This window comes from Oleidesulfovibrio sp., assembly GCF_047973035.1.
Classification (GTDB): domain Bacteria; phylum Desulfobacterota; class Desulfovibrionia; order Desulfovibrionales; family Desulfovibrionaceae; genus Oleidesulfovibrio.
In genome coordinates this window covers 24,472-47,907 of record NZ_JBKEBF010000043.1, presented here as the reverse complement: position 1 = coordinate 47,907, position 23,436 = coordinate 24,472, and the positions used below count along the sequence as shown (strand labels likewise).

At 52.8% G+C, this 23,436-nt stretch carries 20 protein-coding genes; 8 read left to right on the top strand and 12 right to left on the bottom strand.

The features are described from left to right. Positions 1–121 precede the first annotated feature (121 nt). Positions 122–1,231: a nucleoside recognition domain-containing protein gene (locus tag ACK5LI_RS15350; RefSeq protein ID WP_416950964.1), complete on the bottom strand. Its 1,110-nt coding sequence runs from the start codon at positions 1,229–1,231 to the stop codon at positions 122–124. A 157-nt stretch (positions 1,232–1,388) separates the two neighbouring features. On the opposite strand from ACK5LI_RS15350, the gene ACK5LI_RS15345 reads away from it, so the two are divergent. Beyond that, positions 1,389–3,689, top strand: coding sequence for an ABC transporter substrate binding protein (locus tag ACK5LI_RS15345; protein ID WP_416950962.1), 2,301 nt, complete (start codon positions 1,389–1,391; stop codon positions 3,687–3,689). A gap of 38 nt (positions 3,690–3,727) precedes the next feature. Continuing rightward, positions 3,728–4,666 carry a chemotaxis protein gene (locus ACK5LI_RS15340; RefSeq protein WP_416950960.1) on the top strand — a complete coding sequence of 313 codons (939 nt, stop codon included), beginning with the start codon at positions 3,728–3,730 and terminating at the stop codon, positions 4,664–4,666. Positions 4,667–5,188: 522 nt separating this feature from the next. On the opposite strand, the gene ACK5LI_RS15335 is transcribed toward ACK5LI_RS15340, so the two are convergent. The 5 genes from ACK5LI_RS15335 to ACK5LI_RS15315 all read right to left on the bottom strand — a co-directional run bounded on the left by ACK5LI_RS15335 (position 5,189) and on the right by ACK5LI_RS15315 (position 11,877). Further along, positions 5,189–5,500: an MGMT family protein gene (locus ACK5LI_RS15335; RefSeq protein ID WP_416950958.1), complete on the bottom strand. Its 312-nt coding sequence runs from the start codon at positions 5,498–5,500 to the stop codon at positions 5,189–5,191. A 450-nt stretch (positions 5,501–5,950) separates the two neighbouring features. Further along, complete coding sequence (locus tag ACK5LI_RS15330; RefSeq protein WP_416950956.1) at positions 5,951–7,627, bottom strand: sigma-54-dependent transcriptional regulator; 1,677 nt, start codon at positions 7,625–7,627, stop codon at positions 5,951–5,953. Continuing rightward, on the bottom strand, positions 7,606–9,294 hold the full coding sequence (locus ACK5LI_RS15325) for a response regulator (RefSeq protein WP_416950954.1): 1,689 nt from the start codon (positions 9,292–9,294) through the stop codon (positions 7,606–7,608). Before ACK5LI_RS15325 ends, ACK5LI_RS15330 begins: the two co-directional genes overlap by 22 nt. A gap of 349 nt (positions 9,295–9,643) precedes the next feature. Beyond that, a complete protein-coding gene (locus tag ACK5LI_RS15320) occupies positions 9,644–11,008 on the bottom strand; it encodes a peptidase U32 family protein (protein ID WP_416950952.1) in 1,365 nt (454 codons plus the stop codon). Further along, positions 11,008–11,877 (bottom strand): PHP domain-containing protein, encoded by an 870-nt coding sequence (locus ACK5LI_RS15315; protein WP_416950950.1) that lies wholly within the window; start codon positions 11,875–11,877, stop codon positions 11,008–11,010. The genes ACK5LI_RS15320 and ACK5LI_RS15315 overlap by 1 nt, the downstream gene beginning before the upstream one ends. Before the next feature lie 536 nt (positions 11,878–12,413). Here ACK5LI_RS15315 and ACK5LI_RS15310 point away from each other — a divergent pair. The 6 genes from ACK5LI_RS15310 (at position 12,414) to ACK5LI_RS15285 (ending at position 18,041) form a co-directional block, all read left to right on the top strand. Next, the gene (locus tag ACK5LI_RS15310; protein WP_416950948.1) at positions 12,414–12,611 is read left to right on the top strand and encodes a Trm112 family protein; all 198 of its coding nucleotides are present in this window, start codon (positions 12,414–12,416) and stop codon (positions 12,609–12,611) included. Between the two features lie 70 nt (positions 12,612–12,681). Then, complete coding sequence (locus ACK5LI_RS15305) at positions 12,682–13,098, top strand: Hsp20/alpha crystallin family protein (RefSeq protein WP_416950946.1); 417 nt, start codon at positions 12,682–12,684, stop codon at positions 13,096–13,098. An 11-nt stretch (positions 13,099–13,109) separates the two neighbouring features. Beyond that, complete coding sequence (locus ACK5LI_RS15300) at positions 13,110–13,478, top strand: Hsp20/alpha crystallin family protein (protein ID WP_416950944.1); 369 nt, start codon at positions 13,110–13,112, stop codon at positions 13,476–13,478. A gap of 90 nt (positions 13,479–13,568) precedes the next feature. Next, complete coding sequence (gene yfcE / locus ACK5LI_RS15295; protein WP_416950941.1) at positions 13,569–14,132, top strand: phosphodiesterase; 564 nt, start codon at positions 13,569–13,571, stop codon at positions 14,130–14,132. 27 nt (positions 14,133–14,159) lie between these two features. Then, positions 14,160–15,365, top strand: coding sequence for a tRNA dihydrouridine synthase (locus ACK5LI_RS15290; protein WP_416950939.1), 1,206 nt, complete (start codon positions 14,160–14,162; stop codon positions 15,363–15,365). 204 nt (positions 15,366–15,569) lie between these two features. Continuing rightward, the gene (locus ACK5LI_RS15285; protein ID WP_416950937.1) at positions 15,570–18,041 is read left to right on the top strand and encodes a glycogen/starch/alpha-glucan phosphorylase; all 2,472 of its coding nucleotides are present in this window, start codon (positions 15,570–15,572) and stop codon (positions 18,039–18,041) included. 85 nt (positions 18,042–18,126) lie between these two features. On the opposite strand, the gene ACK5LI_RS15280 is transcribed toward ACK5LI_RS15285, so the two are convergent. The 6 genes from ACK5LI_RS15280 to epsC all read right to left on the bottom strand — a co-directional run bounded on the left by ACK5LI_RS15280 (position 18,127) and on the right by epsC (position 23,410). Beyond that, complete coding sequence (locus ACK5LI_RS15280) at positions 18,127–18,402, bottom strand: zf-TFIIB domain-containing protein (protein WP_416950935.1); 276 nt, start codon at positions 18,400–18,402, stop codon at positions 18,127–18,129. 30 nt (positions 18,403–18,432) lie between these two features. Continuing rightward, positions 18,433–19,014: a class I SAM-dependent methyltransferase gene (locus ACK5LI_RS15275; protein ID WP_416950933.1), complete on the bottom strand. Its 582-nt coding sequence runs from the start codon at positions 19,012–19,014 to the stop codon at positions 18,433–18,435. A 378-nt stretch (positions 19,015–19,392) separates the two neighbouring features. After that, on the bottom strand, positions 19,393–20,589 hold the full coding sequence (locus ACK5LI_RS15270; RefSeq protein WP_416950931.1) for an EAL and HDOD domain-containing protein: 1,197 nt from the start codon (positions 20,587–20,589) through the stop codon (positions 19,393–19,395). Between the two features lie 171 nt (positions 20,590–20,760). After that, complete coding sequence (locus ACK5LI_RS15265) at positions 20,761–21,195, bottom strand: VOC family protein (RefSeq protein WP_416950929.1); 435 nt, start codon at positions 21,193–21,195, stop codon at positions 20,761–20,763. A 156-nt stretch (positions 21,196–21,351) separates the two neighbouring features. Then, positions 21,352–22,371: a helix-turn-helix domain-containing protein gene (locus tag ACK5LI_RS15260; protein WP_416950927.1), complete on the bottom strand. Its 1,020-nt coding sequence runs from the start codon at positions 22,369–22,371 to the stop codon at positions 21,352–21,354. A 70-nt stretch (positions 22,372–22,441) separates the two neighbouring features. Next, on the bottom strand, positions 22,442–23,410 hold the full coding sequence (gene epsC / locus ACK5LI_RS15255) for a serine O-acetyltransferase EpsC (protein ID WP_416950925.1): 969 nt from the start codon (positions 23,408–23,410) through the stop codon (positions 22,442–22,444). Between the last annotated feature and the right edge of the window lie 26 nt (positions 23,411–23,436).

The window sequence follows — 23,436 nt, the reverse complement described above, 5'->3', positions numbered from 1 at the left end:
TGCTGCTTGTCAAGCAACCATGGGGCAACTGCCGAGGCAGAATCGGGATGATGTCGAGGCGGCATTGTGGCGATGCGTGGGCAACATCGAAGTCGCAGGGCTTCTTGTGCATATGAGCTTGTCAGGCGGCAAAAAGCAGATAACATCCTGTAGCCAAAAGTAAGCTGGCGATACGCAAAAACTGACTTTGTAACAGCAGCATAAAGCCCAGCCGCGGAGTAAAAATGCCCGCGTGGGAGGGGAGCTGATGGCGCAGGGCTCTGATGGGCGTTGCCGCTATGGTGCCCAGCACCAATGCTGTGACTGTCTGGGCGGTGGTCAGTGCTCCTGCGTCAAGCAAGGCCCCTGCTGCCGCAATGCCGGATGTAAATTCTGCTGCTACGGCAAAGATGATCACGCTGGCAGCTTCTACCGGCAGAAATCCCCATGAGACTCCTTTTGCAGCGGCCATGCGCAACGCTTCAAACACACCTGCCTGCGTCAGCGCATATATCAGGAAGTAGACCGGAGCGGTAAACAGAATGATGCGGGCAAAGCGTCTGCGAAAAAGAGAAGCAACACGTTGCAGATCCAGTTTTACGGATTGTCTGCCTGACGCGGTTGCTGCTTCCTGCGTACAGTGCTTCAGCCGGTTACGCGACCATGCCAGCAGGACCATCGTGCGTGCAAGAGCCGCCATGCCGTTTAATGTCAGGTAGATGATACCTGCGGTGCGCGTCATGGGCACCACGATGAAAAACGTTGTGGGAAGGTGCAGCAGAAAGACCGGCAGACCGGTATTTACAAGGTAGGATGCCCGCAGTTCATCTTGCGATATGCGGCCGTCCTGCATGGCTTCCATAAGCATGGTGTTGGCTGCCGTACCGGAGAAAAACGCAGTGGCAAAGGCTGCACCCGCGGTCTGCCCCAGCTTGCCCCATCGGGTGAGCGGCCTTGCAAGGCGGGCAAGAAACGGTGCCCAGCCTGCTCCTTCGATGATAAGTCCTACGGCAAGGCCGATTGCAAGATATATCAGCATGCGCAGAAGCGGGCGAACAAGCTCCGGCCATGCTTTTTCCCAGTGCAAAAGGGCAGGGTCAGTGTGTATGATGACTGCCAGAGCTGCTATGCCGCAAAGAAGCGGAATAAGTGAAACAAGTTTGCTTTTTTTACGAGAGCCTTTGTGCTGTTTTATTCTGCCGGAGGCTGTGCCGTTAACCGATGGTTGGTGAGGTTGTTTTGTACTTGGCATAGATGTTTGTGACGAATTCAATATGCTGCAGCGGGTGCTTCTGACTGTGATAACTGTTAGAATCTGTTGCTTTGCAGCTTGTTTATTTGACAGGATACGCGGCGCATGGTGTACTTTTTTATCACATACAGTTGCTGAGTGAGGACACCAGAAACACATGAAGATTCCTCGTATACCCATAGTCTTGCCATGCGACAAGGTCGTATGGCTTTTGTGCAGCTTTTTGCTGGTGTGTTTCTGTGCCTTGATACCCCCTAAAGTTGCTTTTGCAGACAATCATCTGCGTGTGCTGGTCCTCAATTCATACCATCGGGGGTTCGAATGGTCCGATGCAGAAATGGCCGGTATTGAGGCTTGGTTTAAAACTTCCGGTCTGCAGCCGCAACTGTACTTCGAATACATGGATAGCAAACGCAGGGGGTACGAAAGGGCTGCCACGCAGGCTAGCAGTATACTGAGCGAAAAGTACTACCGTGACTTCTTTGATGTAATCATCGCCGCGGATGATAACGCTTTCGACTTTATGACGGAGTTCCGTCAAGCTCTTTTTCCGGACGTACCTCTGGTCTTTTGCGGCGTAAACAGATTGCAGGTTTCCCGCGATCAGATGTTGCAAAACACTACGGGTGTTCTGGAGCTTACTGATATTGCTGGAACTATATCCTTGGCTATTTCAGTGCAGCCACAAATCCGCAATATTGCATTTGTCACAGATAATACAACGTCCGGCATGCGGATGTTGCAGGTGGCCAGAAATGCTCAGCAGCAGTTTGCCGGACGGCTGGGTTTTATAGAACTGGCGAATCTGTCTCCTGAACGCCTTAAAGATGCTCTTGGTAAGCTGCCCTCATCCAGTGTGGTTATTTTGCTCAGCTATCTGCGAGGCAAAGACGGCAAAACCCTGACCGTGGAAGAAGGTTCGCGGATGGTTGTCGGCGCATCCCCTGTGCCTGTATACGGCGTGGCTTCGCAATATATTGCGAGCGGCCTTGTGGGGGGCATGACTCTTTCGGGTTTTGAACATGGCAAACATGCCGCACGGCTTGCAGAGCTTATCCTGCGCGGGGCGGCAGCTGACAGCCTGCCGATAAATACCGAAACGCCTACTATGGGAACGCTGGATTACGCACAGTTGCAACAGTTCGGTGTCCAGCTGGGCGGCCTGCCGGAAGATGTGCTGGTCCGCAACCTTCCTGATAAAAAGTTTCCTGTCTGGGGCTATCTGATTATCGTGCTTTGTGTTTTGGCTATAGGGGCTGGTGTTGTCTTTCTGTTACGCAGATGGCAATGCCGTCAGGCGTGCAGGGAGGTTGTTACCGCCGGAACAGGTGCCCTTGCAGTAATGCAGGTGATGAAGGCCATTGTGCTGCTGCTGGATGATAACGGGCGCGTAATCGCCATGAATAACGTGGCCGAAGATGCCTCAGGGTTTGATACCGCTGCTGCAAATGGCCTGATACCGGAAGCTGTATTCCCCATGCTGGCAGGCCCGTTGGAAAAAGCCAGAAGTGCGCTGCAGGAAGGGGCAGATCATTTTTCGCAGCTTACAACCGCCAGAATGCACAATGGGGTAAGAAAGATTGATATTTCCGGTTCCAAATTTTCGTATGCAGCCGGCGGCAGCCTGCTGGTATTGCGTGATGTGACTGATGATGTCGCCTTTGAAGTTGTATCGGCAAATCTTCACAGGTTGTCTTTACTTACCCGCCACATAACAGGATTATGCCAGGGCGCAAAAGAGCCGTTGACCAGTATGGCTCAAGGTGCTGACGAGCTTAAAGAAGTATTCAGGGCTGATTCTGAAATTAATTTACGAACAGCTGCCAGAGCAGGCTGCAGCATGGATGCACTGCAAACATACATGGTAGTGCGCGGTGTTCCGCGCAGACTGGAAGCCTTGCGGGAAGCTGCGATGGAAGTGATGGGTGTTGTGGCGCGCATGCCCAATACCGAACGACGCAGGCCCGGAAGAGCCATGCCCTTGAAAGACGTGGTCGAAAATGCCCTCAGGCTGGGCAAGGAAGACCCGCGACTGCGTGAAGCAGGTATCAGCCGTGTGGGGTGGCGTCTGGAGTCTGACAAAACTCAGGTTATGCACGTGATACGGTCAGGTGATGCGGAACTGGTTGTATACGAGATGATAGCATTGGGCCTGCAGGCTCTTGCAGAAGGAGCAGCCTCCCCGGGAGGGATTCGTATACGGCACGGTGCCGATGCTGCCGGAGGGTACGTTACTTTGACTGCTTCCGGATGTACCAAGCCTGTTGATGTGGAAAGACTATTGCGTAGCGAGATAGTTCCGCTACGTAAAGATGAAGACCCGGAAGGGCACGAAGGTTTTGCCCTTGCAATGTTTATAGCCGAGCGAAGATTCGGCGCACCGCTTAACGTGACGGCCTTTCAGGACGGGTTGCGGATTGAGTTCCTGTTGAGGCAGAGTGGCGGGGTGGCAGCGTAACAAAATAAGCAAGATGCGCCGGCAGAGCCGGGGGAGCTATGTCTCAGTCTAAAATTTTATTGGAATCCGGAACAAACGAGCTTGAGGTTATCGAGTTTTATCTTGATGAACCGGGGTATCGTGGTGCCTATGGCGTGAACGTGGCAAAAGTGCTTGAGATTCTGCGAGAGCAGAACATTACTGCTGTACCCGGCGAACGTCACCCTTCGGTAATGGGCGCTTTCCGTCACCGCGACGGCGCTGTTGTGCCGCTTGTGGATCTTGCCTGCTATCTGGGGAAAACGCTGGAAGAACACGAGCCTCCCAAGGTTATTGTGACTGAATTTAACGGGGTGATTACGGCGTTTCAGGTTTCCGCTGTCAACCGTATCCATCGTATAAGCTGGGAAGATGTAGAGCCGCCTTCGGAAATGTTGCAGGCTTTTTCTCAGAGTGCGTTTACCGGTGTTGTAAGGCTTGAAGGGCGCGTTGTTTTTCTGCTCGATTTAGAAAGCGTTGTGGCCGACCTGAATCCTGATTTGGCCGTCCGCCAAAGTGCGCCGGTAGTGTTGAATCAGGGCGAACAGGTGTACTCCATTGTTCATGCTGATGATTCCGGCAGCATACGCAAAATGGTTAAGCGGTTGCTTGAAGAGGGCGGTCGCTTTCAGTTGCAGCAGGCGACGAACGGCGAAGAAGCTTGGGAGATGTTGCAAGAGCTCAAACACAGGGCCGAAAGGGAGAATGTTCCGCTTACCTCGTTGGTTCAGGCTGTTATTACAGACGTGGAAATGCCCCGTATGGACGGGTTGAACCTGTGTAAAAGAATTAAGGAAGATCCCGTACTGAAGCAGCTGCCTGTCGCTCTTTTTTCCTCGCTTATTACAGATCAGTTGCTGCACAGGGGGGAAGCCGTGGGGGCTGATGCTCAATTTGCCAAGCCTGAGTTGTCAGAGCTTGGTCGACGCCTGCTGGAATTGCTGGGCGAAAATATTTAGCTCCAGCCTGTACAAGGTAACGAAAGTAAAGCCTGCATCATTCACGATGCGGGCTTTTTTGTTTTATGCATGTACTGCGTGGGAACAAGCCTGCAAGGAAGAGCGTTATGTAAGGACTAACGCTCAATAAGTAAGGTGGATACTGCGCGGGTATCGGGAGCTTTATCTGCCCGTTATTCCCTTGTGTGAGACAGGCCGAAACGAAGCGCAGGCAGGCCGTTGCGGGGGGCACGTGTGGCCGGAGGTTACTCGCTTTCTGTAAAGGTATATCCTGAAGTGTTGCAGACTGAGCGTATACCTGTTGTCTGAAACTGCGCCTGTTCTGAGACTGGCTGTTATGCCGGTCAGGTATGCCGTCGTATCTGCAACTGAACCGTGCCGGCGGCTGGTGCATGAGTGGTGCTTATAAGTCTGGCTGGAACGTGCTTTGTTACATATGACTTAGAACTATGCGGCACGGTAGAAACAGAGCAAGCAGGCCTTGTGGCCGAATGACGATGTGTACCGGCCAGTTAGGCAAAGCTACCACTTGCTCCACAGAAATTTGCCCAGATCAATACGGTCGCTTTTATCAAAAATGATGCCTTCTTGTACCAGCAGATCTTTTTGCCTTGCATAATCTGCACCTGTCATTGATATTTTGCCCTGACTGTTGATGACTCGATGCCAGGGCAGAGAGGCTGAAGAAGAACAGCTGTGCAGGATGCGGGCAACCTGACGCGCTGCTCGGGGATTGCCTGCCAAGGCGGCGATCGTGCCATATGTGCTGATACGTCCGGCAGGAATGTCTTTGATCAGCGAAATCACCAGTTCTGTAAAATGTGTTCTGCCCATGTCATGTGCAGAGGTACTGCGTGTTGTTCTTTTTGGGAAGGGGGGGGCGCCAGAAGAGATCAGCTGCGGGATGACAGAGCAGGGGGATAAAAAAGAAAGCGCGCCACACTGCGTGTATGACGCGATTTCTCTTATGTTCGCTATGCGAACGCTTCTGCGCTCTGCCTCCGACTTTGTCCGGTACACGAAGGCATGAGAACAGTGAGTGTGGACCAGACACTCGCCCTTCTATTACCAAGTATCGTGCCAAAATGAGCGTGTTGCGCTTTTTTGTATTTAACACGCTGAATTGTTAAATAATAAAAAATGTAATGAATAAATTCTTTCATTCTTCGCGTAGTAAATAATACTTTTGTCCGTGATTGCGGACGCGATAGGGAAGCCTTTGTCCGTTATCGCGGAAAAGCGGTGCGTTGTTTGTCCGCTATTGCGGATAGCATGAGATAAGTATCACTTGTTTTTTGAAGAATTGCCGTCACGTAAACCGTATCGGCGGAGTAAATCGTATAAGTAGGACCGCGAAAGACCGGACATGGTGCACGCCTGTGGTATATCTCCGTCAGTGCGTCGCATCAGCTCCTGAAGATATTCCTGAAAGATGTTGTCGCGGAATGAAAAAAACGGCGGGAGGGGCTGTTTGTGTGAACTCAGCCCCGCAGCGTCGGCAACATGCGCGGCAGGCTCTGTGCTATCTGTTGCAGCGTATGCATAAGACCTTTCCTGATCGGAATATTGAGTCTGAGGCTGGCCTTTCTGCTCTGCGGACACTTCCGGCAGTGCACCGCATGTCTGGCAGGGGCGTTGGGGAGAAGCCTGAGGCGTAGGCTGATGGGAACCATGAAAGGCAGCAGCATGGCGTATCGCTGTATTTTCCTGAACACCGGCCGTGCCGGATGGGGTGTGTTCCACCAGCGTTTCTGCTGCGGGTTGTTTGGCCGTAAACCTATGCTTCATTGCAGCCCGTGCAGTGCTGATGCGTACGTGGTCGGGCAGGTGACGGGCAAAAAGGCGTGGTTCGTCTTGCGCAGCTAAAACGGCACGCTCCAAGGTGTGCACCAGCTCACGCACGTTGCCGGGCCACGCGTAGGCTCGCAGCACTTCCTGCATATCCGGCGCCATGGCCTTGGTGGCAATGGCGTATTTGCCGCACAGGCGCTGGATGTAATGGTCCGCCAGCTCGATGATATCACCGGACCGTTGTCTCAGCGGCGGCAAGTGCATCACAATGGTGCGCATGCGGTACAAAAGGTCGGAACGGAAGGTGCCCTGCGCGACCATTTTTTCCAGATCACGGTTTGTTGCCGCAATCAGGCGAAAGTCACTGGTTACCTCATTTCTGCCACCTACCGGACGGAATCTGTGTTCCTGCAATACCCGCAAAAACAGCTTCTGCATGGCCAGCGGCAGTTCTCCCACCTCATCCAGAAACAATGTGCCGCCGTGTGCCTGCAGTACCAGTCCGTCTTTGTTCTGCTCCGCGCCGGTAAATGCACCTTTGCGGTGGCCGAACAGAATACTGCCCGCAAGTGTTCGGGTGAGTGATGCGCAGTCTACGGCAACAAAGGGGCCGCTGGCTCTGTGGCTGTTATTGTGAATGGCGCGTGCGAATACTTCCTTGCCTGCTCCGGTTTCACCGAAGAGCAGAACAGAGGCATCGCTGTAAGCAGCTTCGGAGACTGTCTGCAGGCATTTTTGCAGGGCACTGCTGCTGCCTATGATGTCGTCACGCTTCAGGGCGGCGGCAGGGCGGCGCGAAGGGCGCCTGCCCCGATAGTCCAGCGCACGCAGTAGCGGCAGAATAATTTTATCTGTCGGGGCGGATTTTTCTACATACTCCCACACACCGGTTCTGATGGCTTCTTCTGCGGTATCGGGGTCTCCTTCATCAGTAAGCAGAACTACTTCGGGCCTTCCGGCAGCACTGCGGAGCGCTTCCACCGCAGTCAGTCCATTGCCGTCGGGCAGGTATTCATGCAGGTACACGATGTCATGTTCTGCCGTGTTCGCAAGTGCCAGCCCGTCTTTCAGGGAGGACGTGTGCCTGACCTTATGCCCCAGTCCTTCGATGATGGCACTGAGAGTAAGGACAAAGGCTGTATCTGCGTCTATGATGAGAATCTGGGCCATGTGCGTGATTCCGGATGGTTATCTGCAATTTGTTCCAGCATAAGCTCTACAAGCCGTATGCGCGCTGTGCTGTCCAGCGGCTTGCGCGCCAGCCTGCATGCTCCGGCGGCACATGCCGCATCAGGGCTGACCGCATCCTGAGGAGAAAGGCATAATGCTACGGGAATGTCGGGCCTGATGCCTGCCAGTGTGCGGGCAAACTCCAGCCCGTTCAGCTGGGGCATGGCGTACGCAGTGATGACAAGGTCGAAAGATTCAGGTGATTCCATAAAAAGGCGAAGACCTTCCACCGGACCGGGACGTGTTTCAATTCGGTACCCCAGAGGCCCGAGCATTGCGCGCCATTTGTTGCGCTCGTGGTGGTCGGTGTCTACCACGAGAACACGCTCGCTGCCCAGTCTGGGGGAAGGGCCTGTCAGGGAAGCCGTCAGTCTGGTTTCACCCACTGCAGGCAGGTACAGGCACATTGTCGCCATGCCGCTTTCTTCAGGCCCCTGACACAACATGCCGCCATGCAGGTCTGCTATACCCTGAATCATGGCAAGGGCGGGGTTGCCGTGCGTACTCCACGGCGGGCAGGTATTGCAGCCATGGGCAAGCAGTGCCGGTTTGCTGCCGGCAAGTGTGAGACTGACGTATTTTCCCGCAGGAATAGCTTCGCATGCGTTGCTGTCCTGCCGGTTTGCCGCACGGTGGTGCGGGCCCTGAATATCTATAGTGCGCAGGCGCAAGACTGTCTGCAAGCTTTCGTTACTGCTATCAGCCTTTCCGGAAGGAAAACAGGCGACATGTTCCAGCAGCGCGGTAACTGCACGCAGCAGCAGATGGGCATTACCTTTTACGGTATCGCAGTATGCTGCAATATCAAGAACAGGATATGGCGTATTCTGACTTTCCGGATAGCTGCGTAACGCTGCCACAGCGTTTTCCACGATGGTGGTAAAAGACAGCTCAGTCAGCTCGGGCTCCAGTCCGCGGCAGAATTCGTGCATACGATACAGTTGGCTGCGCGCTTCTGTTGCGGCGTTCAGGGCGTCATCCAGTGCGGTGTGGGCGGGACTGTGCGCAGGCAGAGCGTTAAGCGCGGATTGAGTCTGCTGTGCAATCAATTCTATCTGACCGCTCATCTCTTCGGCCAGCGCTCTGGCCAGAATGCCCCCGCATTCAAGGGCTTGTGTTTCCGCAAGCTCTTGCTGCAATTGTTCAATTCGGATTTCGGCCGCTTTATATGCGGTGATATCTGTAACGGTTCCTTCAAAGTGCCGAATGCTGCCTTTAGATGTGTATACAGCGCGGGCGCTTACAGAAATCCACTCCGTTGCGGACACAGGACGCGAGTTGTCGTGGTTGCGCGGAATGATGCGCAGGTGGATGTCATTGACTACGCCATAGGCCACAAGCTCTTTAACCATGGCCGTAAACAATTGCGGCTCTGCAAACAGGCTGTGACCGGCAGTGCCGCTTTCCGCCAGAAATGCATCGGCAGACGGGAAACCGAACATTTGCGCCATGGCAGTGTTTACCAGCAGAAAGCTGCCGGAACGGGATTTTCGGAAGAGTCCGGCTTCGGCGTTTTCAAAAAGGCTCCGGAACTCTTGATCATCTTTTTGTGCTGGATGCTGCTCACGGATTTTGCCGCGCTGCAATCTGTGATGCTGGCTGCTCATGGCTTGGTCCAAGAAATCATTATGTTGCCGCTTGCCAACGCTGGCAGATGCCTGAGCGTTTTGGTGCACTTGGCAAACGGCTTTGGCATTGTGTTTTTGTTGCAATAAAGGAGACGGCCGTCTGACCGGACATGAGCGCCCGTAGTGTGTACCGCCTCAATGCCTTCAGTATGCCTTTGGGCTACCGTCCTTGCCATCGTCTCTGCAACCCCGCGTGCAGCCGGTTGAACATTGCATTTTCGGGAACAAGTTGCCTGCGTGGGCTGTCTGAATGCGCCCTCATCACGATTGACCGTCGGCACCGGATATCAGAGACCGTTTCAGGCAATGCCCCGTGTGTTTTTCCAGGCTATGCAGGGTTGGCAGCTCTCAGGAACAGGCCGGCGGCAAGGTCCTTATGTCCGCAACGCAAGACAGCCTTTGTCCCCGGATGGACGGTCTGCGCCAGCTCGCCTTTATGATTTTCTACACCGTAGCCTGTCTGCGCAAGCTCCGGCCTGTTCAGTCCGGGGGCCAGAATATGTACGGATGTGCTGGCATGCCATGGTGCAAGAACTGCCACTTCCCATGCATCGTCGTTATGTTGTCCGATAATGCGGGCAACCAGCGGCAGGCGTTCTTCCTTTGTAGCTGCGGGCCACGTTTTTCTGCGGCCTGAGGGCAGGAAAAAGCCTGAAGAAAGGGGCCTTGTGGCTGTATTCCGCAGTTCGGCCATGTACAGGTCTGGCCGGTAGCGTCCTGCTGCAAGGTCGTCGATGGCAGCCCGATATACGTCCACAACCTGAGCGGCATACCCTGCTGTTTTCATGCGGCCTTCAATTTTCAGTGCGGCAACGCCCTGCATGGCAAACCAGCGCAGGTATCGCACCAGGCACAGGTCATGCGGGCTCCAGATATGTGACCAGCCGTCATCTTCGGTAACTGTCCATGCGGGGGCGCCTTTGCGGGTACGTTCTTCAAAGTCCACTTCAATGCCGCCGAAGCCTGATTCCTGATCGCTGCATTCCACCGATGCAGTGCGATAGTCAAAGCGGCAGGGATGCGTGCATTGGCCCAGATTTGCGGGGCGGTCGTTCATCCATGCGCTAAGCAGGCAGCGACCGGAAACGGCAAGGCACATGGCGCCGTGTACAAAGGTTTCGTATTCCACATCAGGCACGGCGCGCATGATGGCTTTGATGTCTGCGGCACCCAGTTCGCGGGCCAGATTCAGGCGGCTTGCGCCTATGTCGCGCCAGAAGGCGGCAGATTCGCTGTTTGCCGTGTTGGCCTGTGTACTCAGATGTACGGGAATATGCGGGGCAATGCGCCGTGCCATGCGCAGCACGCCGGGGTCGGCAATGATCAGGCCGCTGATGCGGTATTCGCCGTTTGCAGGAGCATCAGCACTGCGCCATTGCGGCTCCAGCTGTTCCTGGTTGCAGAAAAAAGGCTGTGCCAGACGCTCCAGCGTGGCCTGCATTGTTTTAAGCTGATGCTCGTAGGGCAATGCGTTGACGCAGCAGTAAATTTTTGCGCCGCAGCTATGTGCTTTGGCAAGGGCAATCCCCAATGCTTCCGGCGTAAAGCCGGAGGCTCCGGCTCGCAGATTCATTTCTGTGCCGCCAAGGTAGACGGCATCAGCGCCGTAACGCAATACGGCATCAAGGCGCGCCATGTCTCCGGCGGGAGCCAGCAGTTCAGGCGAAAAGGTTGTTGCAGGCATAGTATCCATTATATGTGCAGGCCGCGTTCTGAACGCAGCGCTTCTAGTTTTTCAAGAATATAATACGGCACACGCAAGCCTCCCTTGCCCGTGCCGAGTGATATGTCGGGCTTGACGCTGCCGTGGTAGTCCGAACCGCCGGTAAGCGCAAGGCCGTACCTGTCTGCCAGCCCCACGCATCGGCGAACGTCTTTTTGTGAATGCTCGCTATGGTAGGCTTCCATGGCGTCCAGCCCCGCTTCCTTCATTTCTGCCACCATGCCTTCAAGCCACTCTGCAGGAGCTTTGATAAGCATGGGGTGTGCAAACGATACGGTTGCTCCGGCTTCTTTCAGCACAGATACGGCCTCAAGGGGCGAAAGCGTGGCGCGGGGGACATACGCAGAGCCTCTGTCACCCAGATACACCTCGAAAGCTTTTCTGGTGGAAGGGGCAATTTTTTTTGCCACCAGCACCTGCGCAATGTGCGGTCTGCCTACGGAGCCGTTTCCAGCAACGGCAAGCACTTCATCATAGGTAATGTCTATGTTCATGCCCTGCAGCTTTTCTACCATATGCCGGTTGCGGTCGTGCCGCCTTATGCGCAAAGTTTCCAGTTTTTCCAAAAGTGGCGCAGGATTATCCGGCAGCCACAATCCTAGAACATGTATTTCGCCGTAGGGGCCTACAGACCCCAGCTCGCATCCGCGGATTATCCGGATGCCGTGTTCGTCCGCTGCCTGCTGGGCTTCGGGCAGGCCGTCCAGCGTGTCATGGTCGGTAAGTGCAATAGCGGCTAGTCCGGCCTTGGCGGCATTTGCAATAAGTTCTGTCGGGGTGTCGCTGCCATCGGATGCAGTTGAGTGGGTGTGTAAATCTATATAGCGCGCGGCTGTCATGACAAACTCCGGAAAAAAGCAATGTGTGGTCGCGAAAGTCGTACGGGTTCTGTATTGCTTACAAGAATGCTACGGCCCCTGCGGTACACTGTCAATAAAGGGTGGTGTGCGCTCGGGTATTCTCGTGACAGGTGATGTGAAATAATACTGTGAACAAATGTGCCGGTTCGACATACTACCTCTCCGGCGTGCGGGATGATGGCAGACCGGTTACTGCATTCCGCATGTAGGGCTATGCGGCAATGCGCTGCGGCTATCTGCCCGTTACTGGTTGTGTTCTGAAATTTTGTCGGCAGCAAGCTGCTGCGGTTTGTTGCAGGCATCGGTACCGGAGATGATTATTGCGGGATATTGTCCTGTACGATTCTGCTTGCTTGTCAACGTTGCAAATGTTGCATTACGTTGTCCCGTGGCGCTCTGAATGTGCAGGGCAAACTCCGGATATGCGACCTTCGTACTGATTGGAACGGACAGGCAAACTTGCCCCGGCATTCGCTTCACTGTATGGTGGGCAAAATTAAACAGGAGTCCTGCTCGTGACTATAAATAAAGAACTTCTTGAGATACTGGCCTGTCCTAAGTGTAAAGCACCTGTCGAAATGACCATTGATGGTGACGGGCTTGCCTGTGATAAGTGCAAAGTGGTGTATCCCATCCGTGAAGACATTCCTGTGATGTTGGTGGAAGAAGCCATTGCCAAAGACCGCTGGACAGATGGAGAGCGGGGTAAATAATTGCAGTAACGCGGCTGTGCATCCGGCAGGCTTATTATCCGGTGTCAGGCACGTTTACGGAGAATTGCCTATGGCTATCGACTTCAGTTCGTTTTATGAATTTCCCCATTTATTTGATCGCATGACAGGGGAAATGGAACATCAGTTTGCGGGGGGAACCTCGCGTCAGGTCGCATTTCCGCCATTGAATATCGGTGAAGACGATAAGGCTGTATATGTGCGAGCCCTTGTTCCGGGTGCAGGCATGGACGATCTGGAACTGGTGATAACCGATAAAACTCTGTCTTTGCGGGGCGAGCTGAAGCCTGTTCAGGGCAGATATTACAGGCAGGAGCGTCCTACAGGGCCGTTTCAGCGCGTGATAACCGTGGGTGTTCCCATTGACCGTGATAACGTGAAAGCCACGTTGCGTAGCGGCGTGCTGGAAGTTGTGCTTCCCAAGCTTTCAGACCAGCGGCCCCAATCTATACGGATTGATATACGGTAAAGGGGAATAATATGAGTACGTGCCAGCAGAAAGTACAGAACCCCCGCAGGCCCAAAGTGCGCCCCGCAGCAGATCTGGTAGAGCGTGAGGACGGTTTTTACCTGTACCTTGATATGCCGGGTGTGAACAAGGAAGAGCTTGTCGTGGATATTGACGACAACGAGATGACTGTGCATGCCGTAAGCCGTTTTGGTTGTGCCGCCGGTGAGCGGATTCATGCTTTCGAGTTTTGCGATGTGGAATATCATTCGCAATTCAGCCTGTCAGATATGGTCGACAGAGAAGCCATTGCCGCAAAACTTGCGGATGGCGTGCTGACGATATATATGCCCAAGCAGCAGAAGGTGACGCCTAGGCGCATTCGTATTGAGGTGTTGTAGGCATAGTTGCCGGAAAACGGTATTTCAGCCCCTGCTTGCTGCGGGGGCTTTTTCTTTTTTTGAGTAAGTTACTAATAATGATAATGGATTATGAAAATTTTATTTGCATCTGATATTCATGGATGTCTGCCCGCCGCAGAGCGCATTTGGGCTGTGGCAGATGCTGTTCAGCCGGACGCCATCGTCGTGTTGGGGGATGCGTTATATCATGGCCCGCGTAACCCCCTGCCGGAAGGGTACGACCCGAAGCAGGTTGCTGCGCTGCTTAACTGCCGCAAAAACCGCATCATTGCCGTGCGCGGAAACTGCGACAGCGAAGTAGACCAGATGCTTATCGAATACCCCATGATGGGAGATTTCGCCTGGGTGCTGGTAGACGGGAAAAGGCTTTTTCTGACGCACGGGCATAAGTCTTCTCCCGCATCATTGCCTCCGCTGGCAGACGGAGACGTGTTTGTGTATGGGCATACGCATATCCCCAAGGCGGAAAAAAAAGTCCATGCTGACAGCGGCGGCTTAGTGCATATCTGGAATCCGGGGTCGTGCTCATTGCCTAAGGATGGTTATCAGGCTTCGTATGGTCTGTTGGCAGATGGAATTTTTTGCGTATGCGCCATGGACGGAACCGTATTGCTTGAGGATGCTCTTTGGTAGCACTCTGTTGAGACGAGGAATGAATATATGACTGAGCTTTGCTCCGGCAAAACGGAATTTGCTCTGCCAGAAACTGCCACGTCAGATGAACAGCAGCATGGTTCTGCGCAGACTGTTGAAGCCGCTTCTGAAGAAGCGGAAGTTTTTTTTACAACTTTTGTTGAAGAGACAAACTGGAACGAACTGGCAGTGGCCGCAGATGGTGTGGTGGACACTGCGCTTGCCGACAGGCTGAATACTCCGTTGCAGATAGGTGGCCGGACGATTGCCAACAGGTTGTTTCTGGCTCCTATGGCAGGGCTTGGGCATATAGCCTATCGTCAGGTGCTGGATAGCTTCGGGGGCTACGGGCTGGCGTTTACAGGCATGTGCAGCGCCCGGGCAGTGCCAACGGAAAACCCTGCGGTGTCTCCTGTCTTCAGCTGGAGGAAGGAAGAACTGCCAACGCTTGTCTGTCAGCTTTTCGGGGCCGACCCTGACGACATGGCCGCTGCCGCCCGCAGGGTGGAAGCTGAAGGCTTTTTTGGTGTTGATATCAACATGGGCTGTTCTGTTGCGCCCATTGTAAAGAAGGGCTGCGGCGCTGGTTTGATGCGCGATCCGGAACGTGCTGTACGCATGGTAGATAAAGTGCGCAGCGCAGTTTCGTGCCCTGTTTTTGTTAAAATGCGTACAGGCTGGAGTCCGGAGCCGGAAGCTGCCGTCACTCTTGCCCGTCGCATTCAGGATGCCGGTGCCGATGCACTGGTGTTTCACCCGCGTGTGGCACCTGACAGGCGGACGCAGCGTCCGCGTATTCCTCATATCGGTCTGGTTAAAGAAGCACTCAATATTCCCGTGTTCGGCAACGGCGATGTGTTTGATGCTGCGGACTGTACCGCCATGCTGGACAGGACGGGCTGCGACGGTATTTCCGTGGGCAGGCTTGCCATTGCCAAGCCGTGGATTTTCAGCCAGTGGAGCAAGGGGTTTGTTCCCGTCAAACAGACGTACAGGGATACGCTGTTTGCCATAATGGACGCGCTGGAAGAACACTACGATCCGACACGCGCCATCAAGTTTTATAAAAAATACATCATGTATTATGCGGCCAGTTTCACCTTCGGTAACAAACTGTTCGGCAGGCTGATTCGCGGTGACAATATGCAGGCCATGCGGGCTAATGCTCTGGCAGAGTTCGCCCGCTTGCCGCAGGTCAGCGTACGTCCGAACCTGCTGATGTTTTGTATGTAACCGGTCAGCTGTTCCCGTTTTGCTATTGTATTCAGGCCCGCCTTTGGCGGGCTTTTTTTTGCACTCACAATAATCTGAATATGTCTGAAGGCATGTCTGCACAGTTATAATGCGTCTTCACTGTACATACTGAGGGGCTCGGGCTATTATTCCGGTAATATTCTCTTATCGCGCCCTGCTCCGCAGGACTTCCAAGGAGGCCCCATGTCCAAGGCAGAAAAGCAGAAACAGTTCCCCAAAGATCTTTTCAGACTGGATAGTCTGGCTGACGATATTAAACGGAATATGGTGTCGCAGCTGGGTAATGACCCCCGAAATAAAAGGAAGTTTCCCTACTTTCACGCTTTAGGACACAGTGTGCGTGAACGTCTTATCGATATGTGGATGAAGACGCAGGGTGACTATTATGACTCTATGACGAAGCGGGTATATTACCTGTCTCTGGAGTTTTTGCCCGGACGTTTTCTGATGAACTATCTGACGAATATGCAGATAGTGGATGAGTGTAAACAGGTTGTTGAAGAGCTGGGTTTTTCATTGGAAGAACTGGAAGAGGAAGAATGGGATGCAGGCCTTGGCAACGGTGGGCTGGGCAGGCTGGCATCGTGCTACCTTGATTCTATGGCCAGCCTGAGGATACCGGGTTATGGGTATGGTATTCTTTATGATTACGGAATCTTTTATCAGTCCATAAGAAATGGAAATCAGGAAGAACGTTGCGATAACTGGCGTCGCTCCGGTTGTCCGTGGGAAATTGTCCGGCGGAGCACGTTATTTGAAGTACGTTTTTACGGGCGCTCGGAAGCGTACCATAATGTCGACGGCAAAGTATGTTACCGGTGGGTGGATACCGACAATGTCATGGCTGTACCATGCGACATTCTTATTCCCGGATACGGCGGCGAGCATGTTTCGAACATGCGTTTATGGGCTGCGCAATCCAGTCGCGAATTCAGTCTGGCCGACTTTAACCGTGGAGACTACATAGGTGCCATGCATGGCAAGGTAATGAGTGAAAACATTACCAAGGTGCTGTACCCGAACGACCAGTTTGTGCAAGGTATGGAGCTGCGCCTTAAACAACAATATTTTCTGGTTTCTGCAACATTTCAAGATATCTTGCGCAGATACCTGAAGCGGCATGTATCGCTGGCTGCTTTGCCGGATGCTGTTGCCGTACAGCTTAACGATACACACCCCGCCATTGCCATTCCTGAACTGATGCGTCTTTTGATGGACGAGCATAACCTTGGCTGGGAAGTGGCATGGGATATCTGCACACGCACCTTTGCCTACACCAACCATACCGTACTGCCCGAAGCGCTGGAAACATGGCCTGTAGATTTGCTGGGCAGGCTGCTGCCGCGGCATATGCAGATAATTTATGAGATTAACAGGCGTTTTCTTGAGGGCGTGGCGCAAAAGTACCCCGGCGATACAGAACGGCTTTCGCGTATGTCCATTATTCAGGAAGAAGGCGGCAAAAGGGTACGCATGGCGAATCTGGCTATTGTGGGCAGCCATACCGTCAACGGTGTTGCGGCATTACACAGCCATATCCTGCAGACGGGATTGTTCCACGATTTTCATGAGTATTACCCGCGCAAGATTCGCAATGTAACTAACGGCATAACCCCGCGCCGCTGGCTGCTGCAGTGCAACCCTGCGTTGTCACGCCTTATCACTCAGGCCGTAGGGCCGGACTGGGTATGCAATCTTGATAAACTACGCGAACTGGTGCCCATGGCGGAAGATAGTGCCTTCCGCGAGGCATGGGCAAAGGCAAAGCTGGACAACAAACGTAATCTTGCCCGCTATGTGCTGCGCAAAGTGGAAATGGGCATCAATCCCAACACCATGTTTGATATGCAGTTCAAGCGGATGCATGAGTATAAACGCCAGCTGCTTAATGTGATGCATGTCATTTCGCTGTTCAACTTAATCAAAGATAATCCTTCGGCAGGTATTACGCCCCGCACAGTGATGGTCGGCGGTAAGGCTGCCCCCGGATACTATCAGGCGAAGTTGATCATCCGGCTGATTAATGAAGTCGCACGGGTGGTGAACAGCGACGAAGATGTTGCAGGCCGCCTGCGTGTGGTTTTTTTGCCCAACTACTGCATTTCTCAGGCAGAAAAAGTCATTCCTGCTGCGGATCTTTCCGAGCAGATTTCCACAGCCGGTATGGAAGCTTCCGGTACGGGCAACATGAAGTTTTCATTGAATGGTGCGCTGACAATAGGCACACTGGACGGCGCAAATGTGGAGATTATGGAAGAAGTGGGTGAGGAAAATATATTCATTTTTGGCCTGAAGGCGCACGAAGTGGCTGAAAAACGCCGCAACGGCTACAACCCGAGAGAATTCTATGAGAATGATCCGGAGCTGCGCCGTGTGGTGGATATGATCGGTTCCGACTTCTTCTGCCCCGATGATTCAGGCTTGTTCCGGCCTATTTTTGACAGCCTGATGAATCATGGTGATTTTTATATGCTTATGGCGGATTACAGGTCCTATATGGACGCGCAGTCTGCTGTAAGCGCATTGTATCTGGATCAGAAAGAGTGGGTCCGTAAGTCCATACTGAATGCCGCGAATATGGGTAAATTTTCCAGCGACCGTTCAGTCATGGAGTATGCCCGTGGTATATGGAATGTGGAGCCGCTTGAGGGATAGGACTTTCATCTGTCCGCAGGAAAAAGGAACCCCCGCCGTACGGCGGGGGTTTTTGTATAGGCAAAACACAGCATTTTTGCAGCGGCTAATCAAACAGTTCCATAATCCATGGCTTTCTTTTTTTTCTGCTGTCGGAATAGCTATCATGCGTTGACGCATTGTGATGCTGCTTTTGGTTGTCGTAGGAGGACTGAGTTGGATGCGCTGCGTAATGCCTTTGCTCTTCTTTAAGAGCTTTCTCCAGAATTTTATCCAGCTCTCCACGGTCAAGCCAGACTCCTCTGCATTCGGGACAAAAATCTATTTCTATATTCTGGCGGTCAGTAATATGTAATGGCACGTCACATCTGGGGCACTTCATTGTGTATCTCCTTTGTATGCTGTGGGTTATCTATTTATTGCATGTGTATACAAAAGCAGGAGGGATATTTCTCCATATACATCGTGTTGTTTCGACATCGGAGAAATGCGTATGTAAAAGCGATCTGAAGCTGTTGAAATGTGGAAGAAAAAATCCTGAAATATAAGCATACGTCAGAAATATTCCTCCAATGTTCAGGCTTGCTGTTACTGATTCTAAAATTTCATTTTGAAGATGCTTTGTCAGTGTACTCCATGGTAATGATGAAATAATCATATCGGCACCTTGCATATTGTACTTGCATAAAATTTCAGGAAGGTGTGTTGCGCATGCATTTTCAAAGTGAACCTCGGGATACGATTTCTTAAGAGCCGAATATATCTGTGGCCTTTTTTCGATTGAAATAAATTGTGCATCCGGATTTTTGTTGCGGGCAATGCATCGTGTGATAGCTCCTGATCCGGGGCCGAGCTCAACAATGCTTTCGGCTGAATTTAAAAGGGTGGTTTGCGCCATTACGTTGCATAGGCGCGAACTGCTCGGCCAGATGGAACCTACACTGGAGGGCGCTCTGAGAAAGGACTTCAGCAACAGTAAGCGTGGGACGGACATAAAGAGCCTCGTTGGCGTGGAGAGAGCCGCATGTTAACGTAGCGTGGAAAATATTGTTATGGGCTAAGCATACACTGTGCCATAACTCTTGTTGACTGTAATAATGTACTATATTTTGTAAAATTGTTGTTCTTTATGAATTTATGTGCTGTTTTTTGCACTTTAAGATGGTTTTGTGCATGTGATGTGAATATCTATGCTGAGGAAATGTGCAATAAGGAAGTTCTCAAAGCTTCTTATGGTTCAATACATTGAAGTAAAAGTAAAAGCACCACATTCTTCATAATTGAAAATGTAGTGCTTTTTGAAGTCGGTACAACGCTTTTTGGAATTGTATCAACCAGAATTACAGGCTGTTGTACTATGGTCCGATGTTGCTTAGTCCTTGCTTTTTTGTGTGGCAAAAAACGAAGCAGCCCAGTCCATAGACTCCGAATACAGCTTGCGAACCAGCTCCGGCTCAAAGCCCAGCCGCGGCACGAGCTTGCTGAGCACTTCCAGATCTCCGTCTTCCAGACTTGTGAGCAGGTCAAATAAAGGCTTGTGTTCGTTGTTGGGATCGCCCAGCAGGCTTTCTTTCAGCTTTGAACTTAGTGGCAACATGTCTGTCACTTCTTCCATGGGTATTCCCAGAATGGCATCAAGAAGCGAAAACATGCCCAGCAGAAAGAGCGTTTCAGGGTTGAATCCCCAATAGTCATAGTGGGTGGTCAGCTGCTGTAAAAAATGTGCCCGCTGCATGGAGATGAAGGCAAGCTCCTGAGAACCGTCAGAGCGGCTGGCCATGTCTGCCACAAGCACTGCCCGCAACCAGGACCGTGTCTGTTCCCAACCTAATAAAGTCACAGCGTGGTCTACAGATGTTACCTTCTGGCGAAGCCCGAAAGCGGAGCTGTTGAGCAATGAAAGTAGGCGGAAGGTCAGCGATACGTCTGCCTTGACTGCCTCGGCGATGGCTTTGGGGTCCGGGGATGGAGATTCCAGAATGGACATAAGCTCGATACGCGCAACTTCATGGGACGAAAGGCTGCGGCCGGAAGTGACTTCCGGTGCTTTGAAGAAAGGCCCTTCAAAAAGAGCTATTCCCATTCGTCTTGCTGCTTCGAATTGCTCATTGTCTTTTATGTTTCGTGCCAGCATGACGCTGGATGTGTCGCCTCTGCTGCATGCGATGGCTGCTGCCTTGACGGAAAAATCCACACAAACCACATCAGCCAGCAACATGCAGTTTTTTTCCGGTTTGCTGGCATGTGAGCAGTCAATGGCAATGGTATACCCCTCGCTCTTCAGCTCTTTCAAAGCCTGTGTAACGTTTTCTGTTTTTGTGGCTTCCTGTGATACGCGGATAGCCCCGGATTGCGGCGGCAAGGCTTTGGGCACACCCATCAGGATGCTTTCCGCATCAAAAGCGATCATTACACGCTTGCCTCGTTCCATATCTTCCTGCAGCCGGAAATAGGCACTGGAACCCAGACTGGCTGCCGCCCCTGTCTGTTCGGGGAAGACAGTAAAAATGCCTTGCTGGATTTCTCCGCCCAGCAATTCGTAGCCCCAGATGCGTTTTTCAGTATCCATGATGGGCTGCTTCGAAAAAAAAACCGGTCTGCTAATCTTTGTTGAATCGGCCATGTGTGCCCCTTGCTACATATGCGGTTATGGTGCGGCAATCATGTTGCCGCACCAGATAACTGAAGAGATTTATGTTGAATACATAGCATAAGGCGGGACAGGGTCGTAATTATAACACTACCATTGAATCTGACCTGATTCGCTTAACTGAAGCGAAGGGACAAAGGCTACTTCCCACGGTGTACCGTCAATGTCTGCAAAGTAGCCAGTGTATCCCCACGGCTTTTGCACGGCAGGAGAAAGAATCCGCCCGCCTGCCTGCTCCGCCAGCCGGAGCAGATCGTCCACTTCTTTTTCCGAATGAACATTGTGCGATATGGTTATGCCTCCGGCTGCCGGTTTTGCCAGCGGTATTCCTGCATCTTCCAGCAGAAGCGGAGCAGGATACAGAGCCATCGTGATGCCTCCCATATTGAAAAAGGCTATTGCATCCGCATGGGGCGTGTCTTGTTCTTTCCAGCCTAATGTATGGAAGAACTCCCTGCTGCGGGCAAGGTCGGCCACACCGATGCTGATGCAGGTAATATGCTGGTGAAATTGTTGTGTGCTCATAAGAAACTCCTTGTTTTGATAATTCCGCACGCAGGTATGGCGGAAAAGATAATTATAGCGCAATGAGGGGCACTGCGTCTTGAACAAAACGGACAGGAGCAAGCGTGAGGGGGCAGGTTGAATTTGATGCGCAGACCGGAAAGTGAGAGCGGGATGCTATGGTATGAAAAGGCTTGAAGGAGGCAGCCCGCATAACTTGCGGCAGTCGCGGGAAAGGTGGGCCTGATCGGCGTAACCGGCATGTAATGCGGCCTGAGCCAGTGACACGTTACCTTGCTGCCGGACAAAGCTGACTGCCCGTTGCAGACGCATGACCGAAGCCAGTTGCTTGGGACTTGCTCCGGCGTGTTGCATGAACAGGCGATGCAGGGTGCGCGGCGTTGTATGAAGCCGTTCGCACAGAGCTTCGAGTCGTTGCGAGGGATGTTGCTGCAACAGGCGTACCCCCGCAGATAAAGCGGGCGGCGCAGGAGTGGCGAGTTTGTAAAGACATGCGGCCACAGCATGGGCAAGCCGTTGAGCGGCTTTGGCGGGGGGCGGTGCATCATGCAGCAGCATTGCGGTGTTGAGGTGGCGGGTCAGCAGAGTGCGTCGTGTCTTGGGACCGTTGCCAAGTTCAACAAGTGCTTCCAGTGCACCTGCACTGTTGTCTCGCAGGTCGCGCATAGAACACCCTAGTGCGCTAAACGCGGCGGCAGGAGCAAAGCGGACACCGGCAAAGTTGTTCCACCGTGTGTATTCCGGCCGGATTGCTCTGGTCATTGTGCCTATAAAATCAAGCGATGCCTCATGAATGGCACCCGTGGAATCAGTACGCCACCGGAGAATGATGTCGGCGCAGGCATCCGGAATGATAACTTCGGGAGGAGAGATTGCATCAGGCATGCTTGGACCGGAAAAGGCTTGATCGGAAAAATTCTGGCCGGAAAAAGCGTTGCCGCAGGACAAGTTGCCACAGGGTATGCTGTCGGAAAATATGTCGTAAGGCGAGCGCGTATCGGCAGAAGTTGCTTCGGGAGCAGCGGAAGTGCAGCGGGACGATTTTTCAGGGGATGGGTGATTGAAGCCGGAAAAGGTTTGCGCTTTTTGCTCTGCAGGCCGACAGGCTGGACCGGAATACCATACGGCCTCTACTATACCCGCAAGCTGCGGAGGCGGTGCAGACTGATGGATCATATGCAGAACCAGAGGCTAGAGTGAGAAAAAAGCGGGGTGACCCTATCGGACACCCCGCATCGTTTTGTGATTATGAACGGGCTGCTTTGGTTCCCAACATTCTTTCGTCTTCGTTGGGGCGTGTGGATTTTTGCTGTACGATTTTTGAGCCGGAAGGCACATCGTGTGTCAGCCACACGTTACCGCCGATGATGGAGCCGCTGCCTATGGTCACACGGCCCAGAATGGTGGCACCGGCATAAACGGTGACGTTATCTTCCAGAATGGGGTGGCGCGGGTTGCCCTTGATTAGCGTACCGTTGTGATCTTTCGGGAAGGACAGCGCACCCAGCGTCACGCTCTGATACAGGCGGCAGCCTTTGCCGATGATGCACGTTTCACCGATAACCACGCCCGTACCATGGTCGATGAAGAAATCTTCACCAATCTGAGCGCCGGGGTGGATGTCTATACCCGTTTTAGAGTGCGCCATTTCACTGATGATACGCGGAATAAGCGGTACATCAAGCTGGTAGAGCGCATGGGCGATACGGTGGTGCAGCATGGCAATGATCGAAGGATAGCAGAATACCGTCTCGCCGGGTGTTTTGGCTGCGGGGTCACCCTCGAACGCGGCTTTAACGTCGCTGGTCAGCATTTGACGGATTTCAGGCAGCATACGGACAAAGCGCTGGGCAAGGTCGTGCGAATAGATATCGCAGCTGTGACAATCATTGGCAAATTCTGCGCAGGTAAAACACCCGCCGCGGCGGATTTGTTCTGCCAGCATGCGGTAAATGGAATCCAGATTGGCTGCCAGATGGTAGCGCATGGACTCCAGTTCAATGGAAGATTTGCCGAAGTAGCCGGGGAACAATGCTGCTTTCAGCCTGTCCACGATTTCGGTCAGTTCTTCCAGAGACGGCATGGGGGCGTTGTTCAGCGGCTTGCTGAATACTTTGCTGTACGATTCGGGGGCACACATGCTGTCCACCACGTCGTCCAGCCAGCTCATTCCGCCAACGCATTCTTTATCCAATTCTTTTTTGCAATTACTCATGCTTTTCCCGTTGCTCTGATAGGTGT

Excerpts from the sequence above, each read along its gene's own strand:
- ACK5LI_RS15325 (WP_416950954.1), bottom strand. The coding sequence starts at position 9,294 with ATGAGCAGCCAGCATCACAGATTGCAGCGCGGCAAAATCCGTGAGCAG.
- ACK5LI_RS15340 (WP_416950960.1), top strand. The coding sequence starts at position 3,728 with ATGTCTCAGTCTAAAATTTTATTGGAATCCGGAACAAACGAGCTTGAG.
- ACK5LI_RS15345 (WP_416950962.1), top strand. The coding sequence starts at position 1,389 with ATGAAGATTCCTCGTATACCCATAGTCTTGCCATGCGACAAGGTCGTA.
- ACK5LI_RS15270 (WP_416950931.1), bottom strand. The coding sequence starts at position 20,589 with ATGGATACTGAAAAACGCATCTGGGGCTACGAATTGCTGGGCGGAGAA.
- ACK5LI_RS15320 (WP_416950952.1), bottom strand. The coding sequence starts at position 11,008 with ATGGATACTATGCCTGCAACAACCTTTTCGCCTGAACTGCTGGCTCCC.
- ACK5LI_RS15335 (WP_416950958.1), bottom strand. The coding sequence starts at position 5,500 with ATGGGCAGAACACATTTTACAGAACTGGTGATTTCGCTGATCAAAGAC.
- ACK5LI_RS15300 (WP_416950944.1), top strand. The coding sequence starts at position 13,110 with ATGAGTACGTGCCAGCAGAAAGTACAGAACCCCCGCAGGCCCAAAGTG.
- ACK5LI_RS15315 (WP_416950950.1), bottom strand. The coding sequence starts at position 11,877 with ATGACAGCCGCGCGCTATATAGATTTACACACCCACTCAACTGCATCC.
- ACK5LI_RS15330 (WP_416950956.1), bottom strand. The coding sequence starts at position 7,627 with ATGGCCCAGATTCTCATCATAGACGCAGATACAGCCTTTGTCCTTACT.
- ACK5LI_RS15290 (WP_416950939.1), top strand. The coding sequence starts at position 14,160 with ATGACTGAGCTTTGCTCCGGCAAAACGGAATTTGCTCTGCCAGAAACT.
- ACK5LI_RS15260 (WP_416950927.1), bottom strand. The coding sequence starts at position 22,371 with ATGATCCATCAGTCTGCACCGCCTCCGCAGCTTGCGGGTATAGTAGAG.
- ACK5LI_RS15285 (WP_416950937.1), top strand. The coding sequence starts at position 15,570 with ATGTCCAAGGCAGAAAAGCAGAAACAGTTCCCCAAAGATCTTTTCAGA.
- ACK5LI_RS15350 (WP_416950964.1), bottom strand. The coding sequence starts at position 1,231 with ATGCCAAGTACAAAACAACCTCACCAACCATCGGTTAACGGCACAGCC.
- ACK5LI_RS15275 (WP_416950933.1), bottom strand. The coding sequence starts at position 19,014 with ATGTCCGTCCCACGCTTACTGTTGCTGAAGTCCTTTCTCAGAGCGCCC.
- epsC (WP_416950925.1), bottom strand. The coding sequence starts at position 23,410 with ATGAGTAATTGCAAAAAAGAATTGGATAAAGAATGCGTTGGCGGAATG.
- yfcE (WP_416950941.1), top strand. The coding sequence starts at position 13,569 with ATGAAAATTTTATTTGCATCTGATATTCATGGATGTCTGCCCGCCGCA.
- ACK5LI_RS15265 (WP_416950929.1), bottom strand. The coding sequence starts at position 21,195 with ATGAGCACACAACAATTTCACCAGCATATTACCTGCATCAGCATCGGT.
- ACK5LI_RS15305 (WP_416950946.1), top strand. The coding sequence starts at position 12,682 with ATGGCTATCGACTTCAGTTCGTTTTATGAATTTCCCCATTTATTTGAT.
- ACK5LI_RS15280 (WP_416950935.1), bottom strand. The coding sequence starts at position 18,402 with ATGAAGTGCCCCAGATGTGACGTGCCATTACATATTACTGACCGCCAG.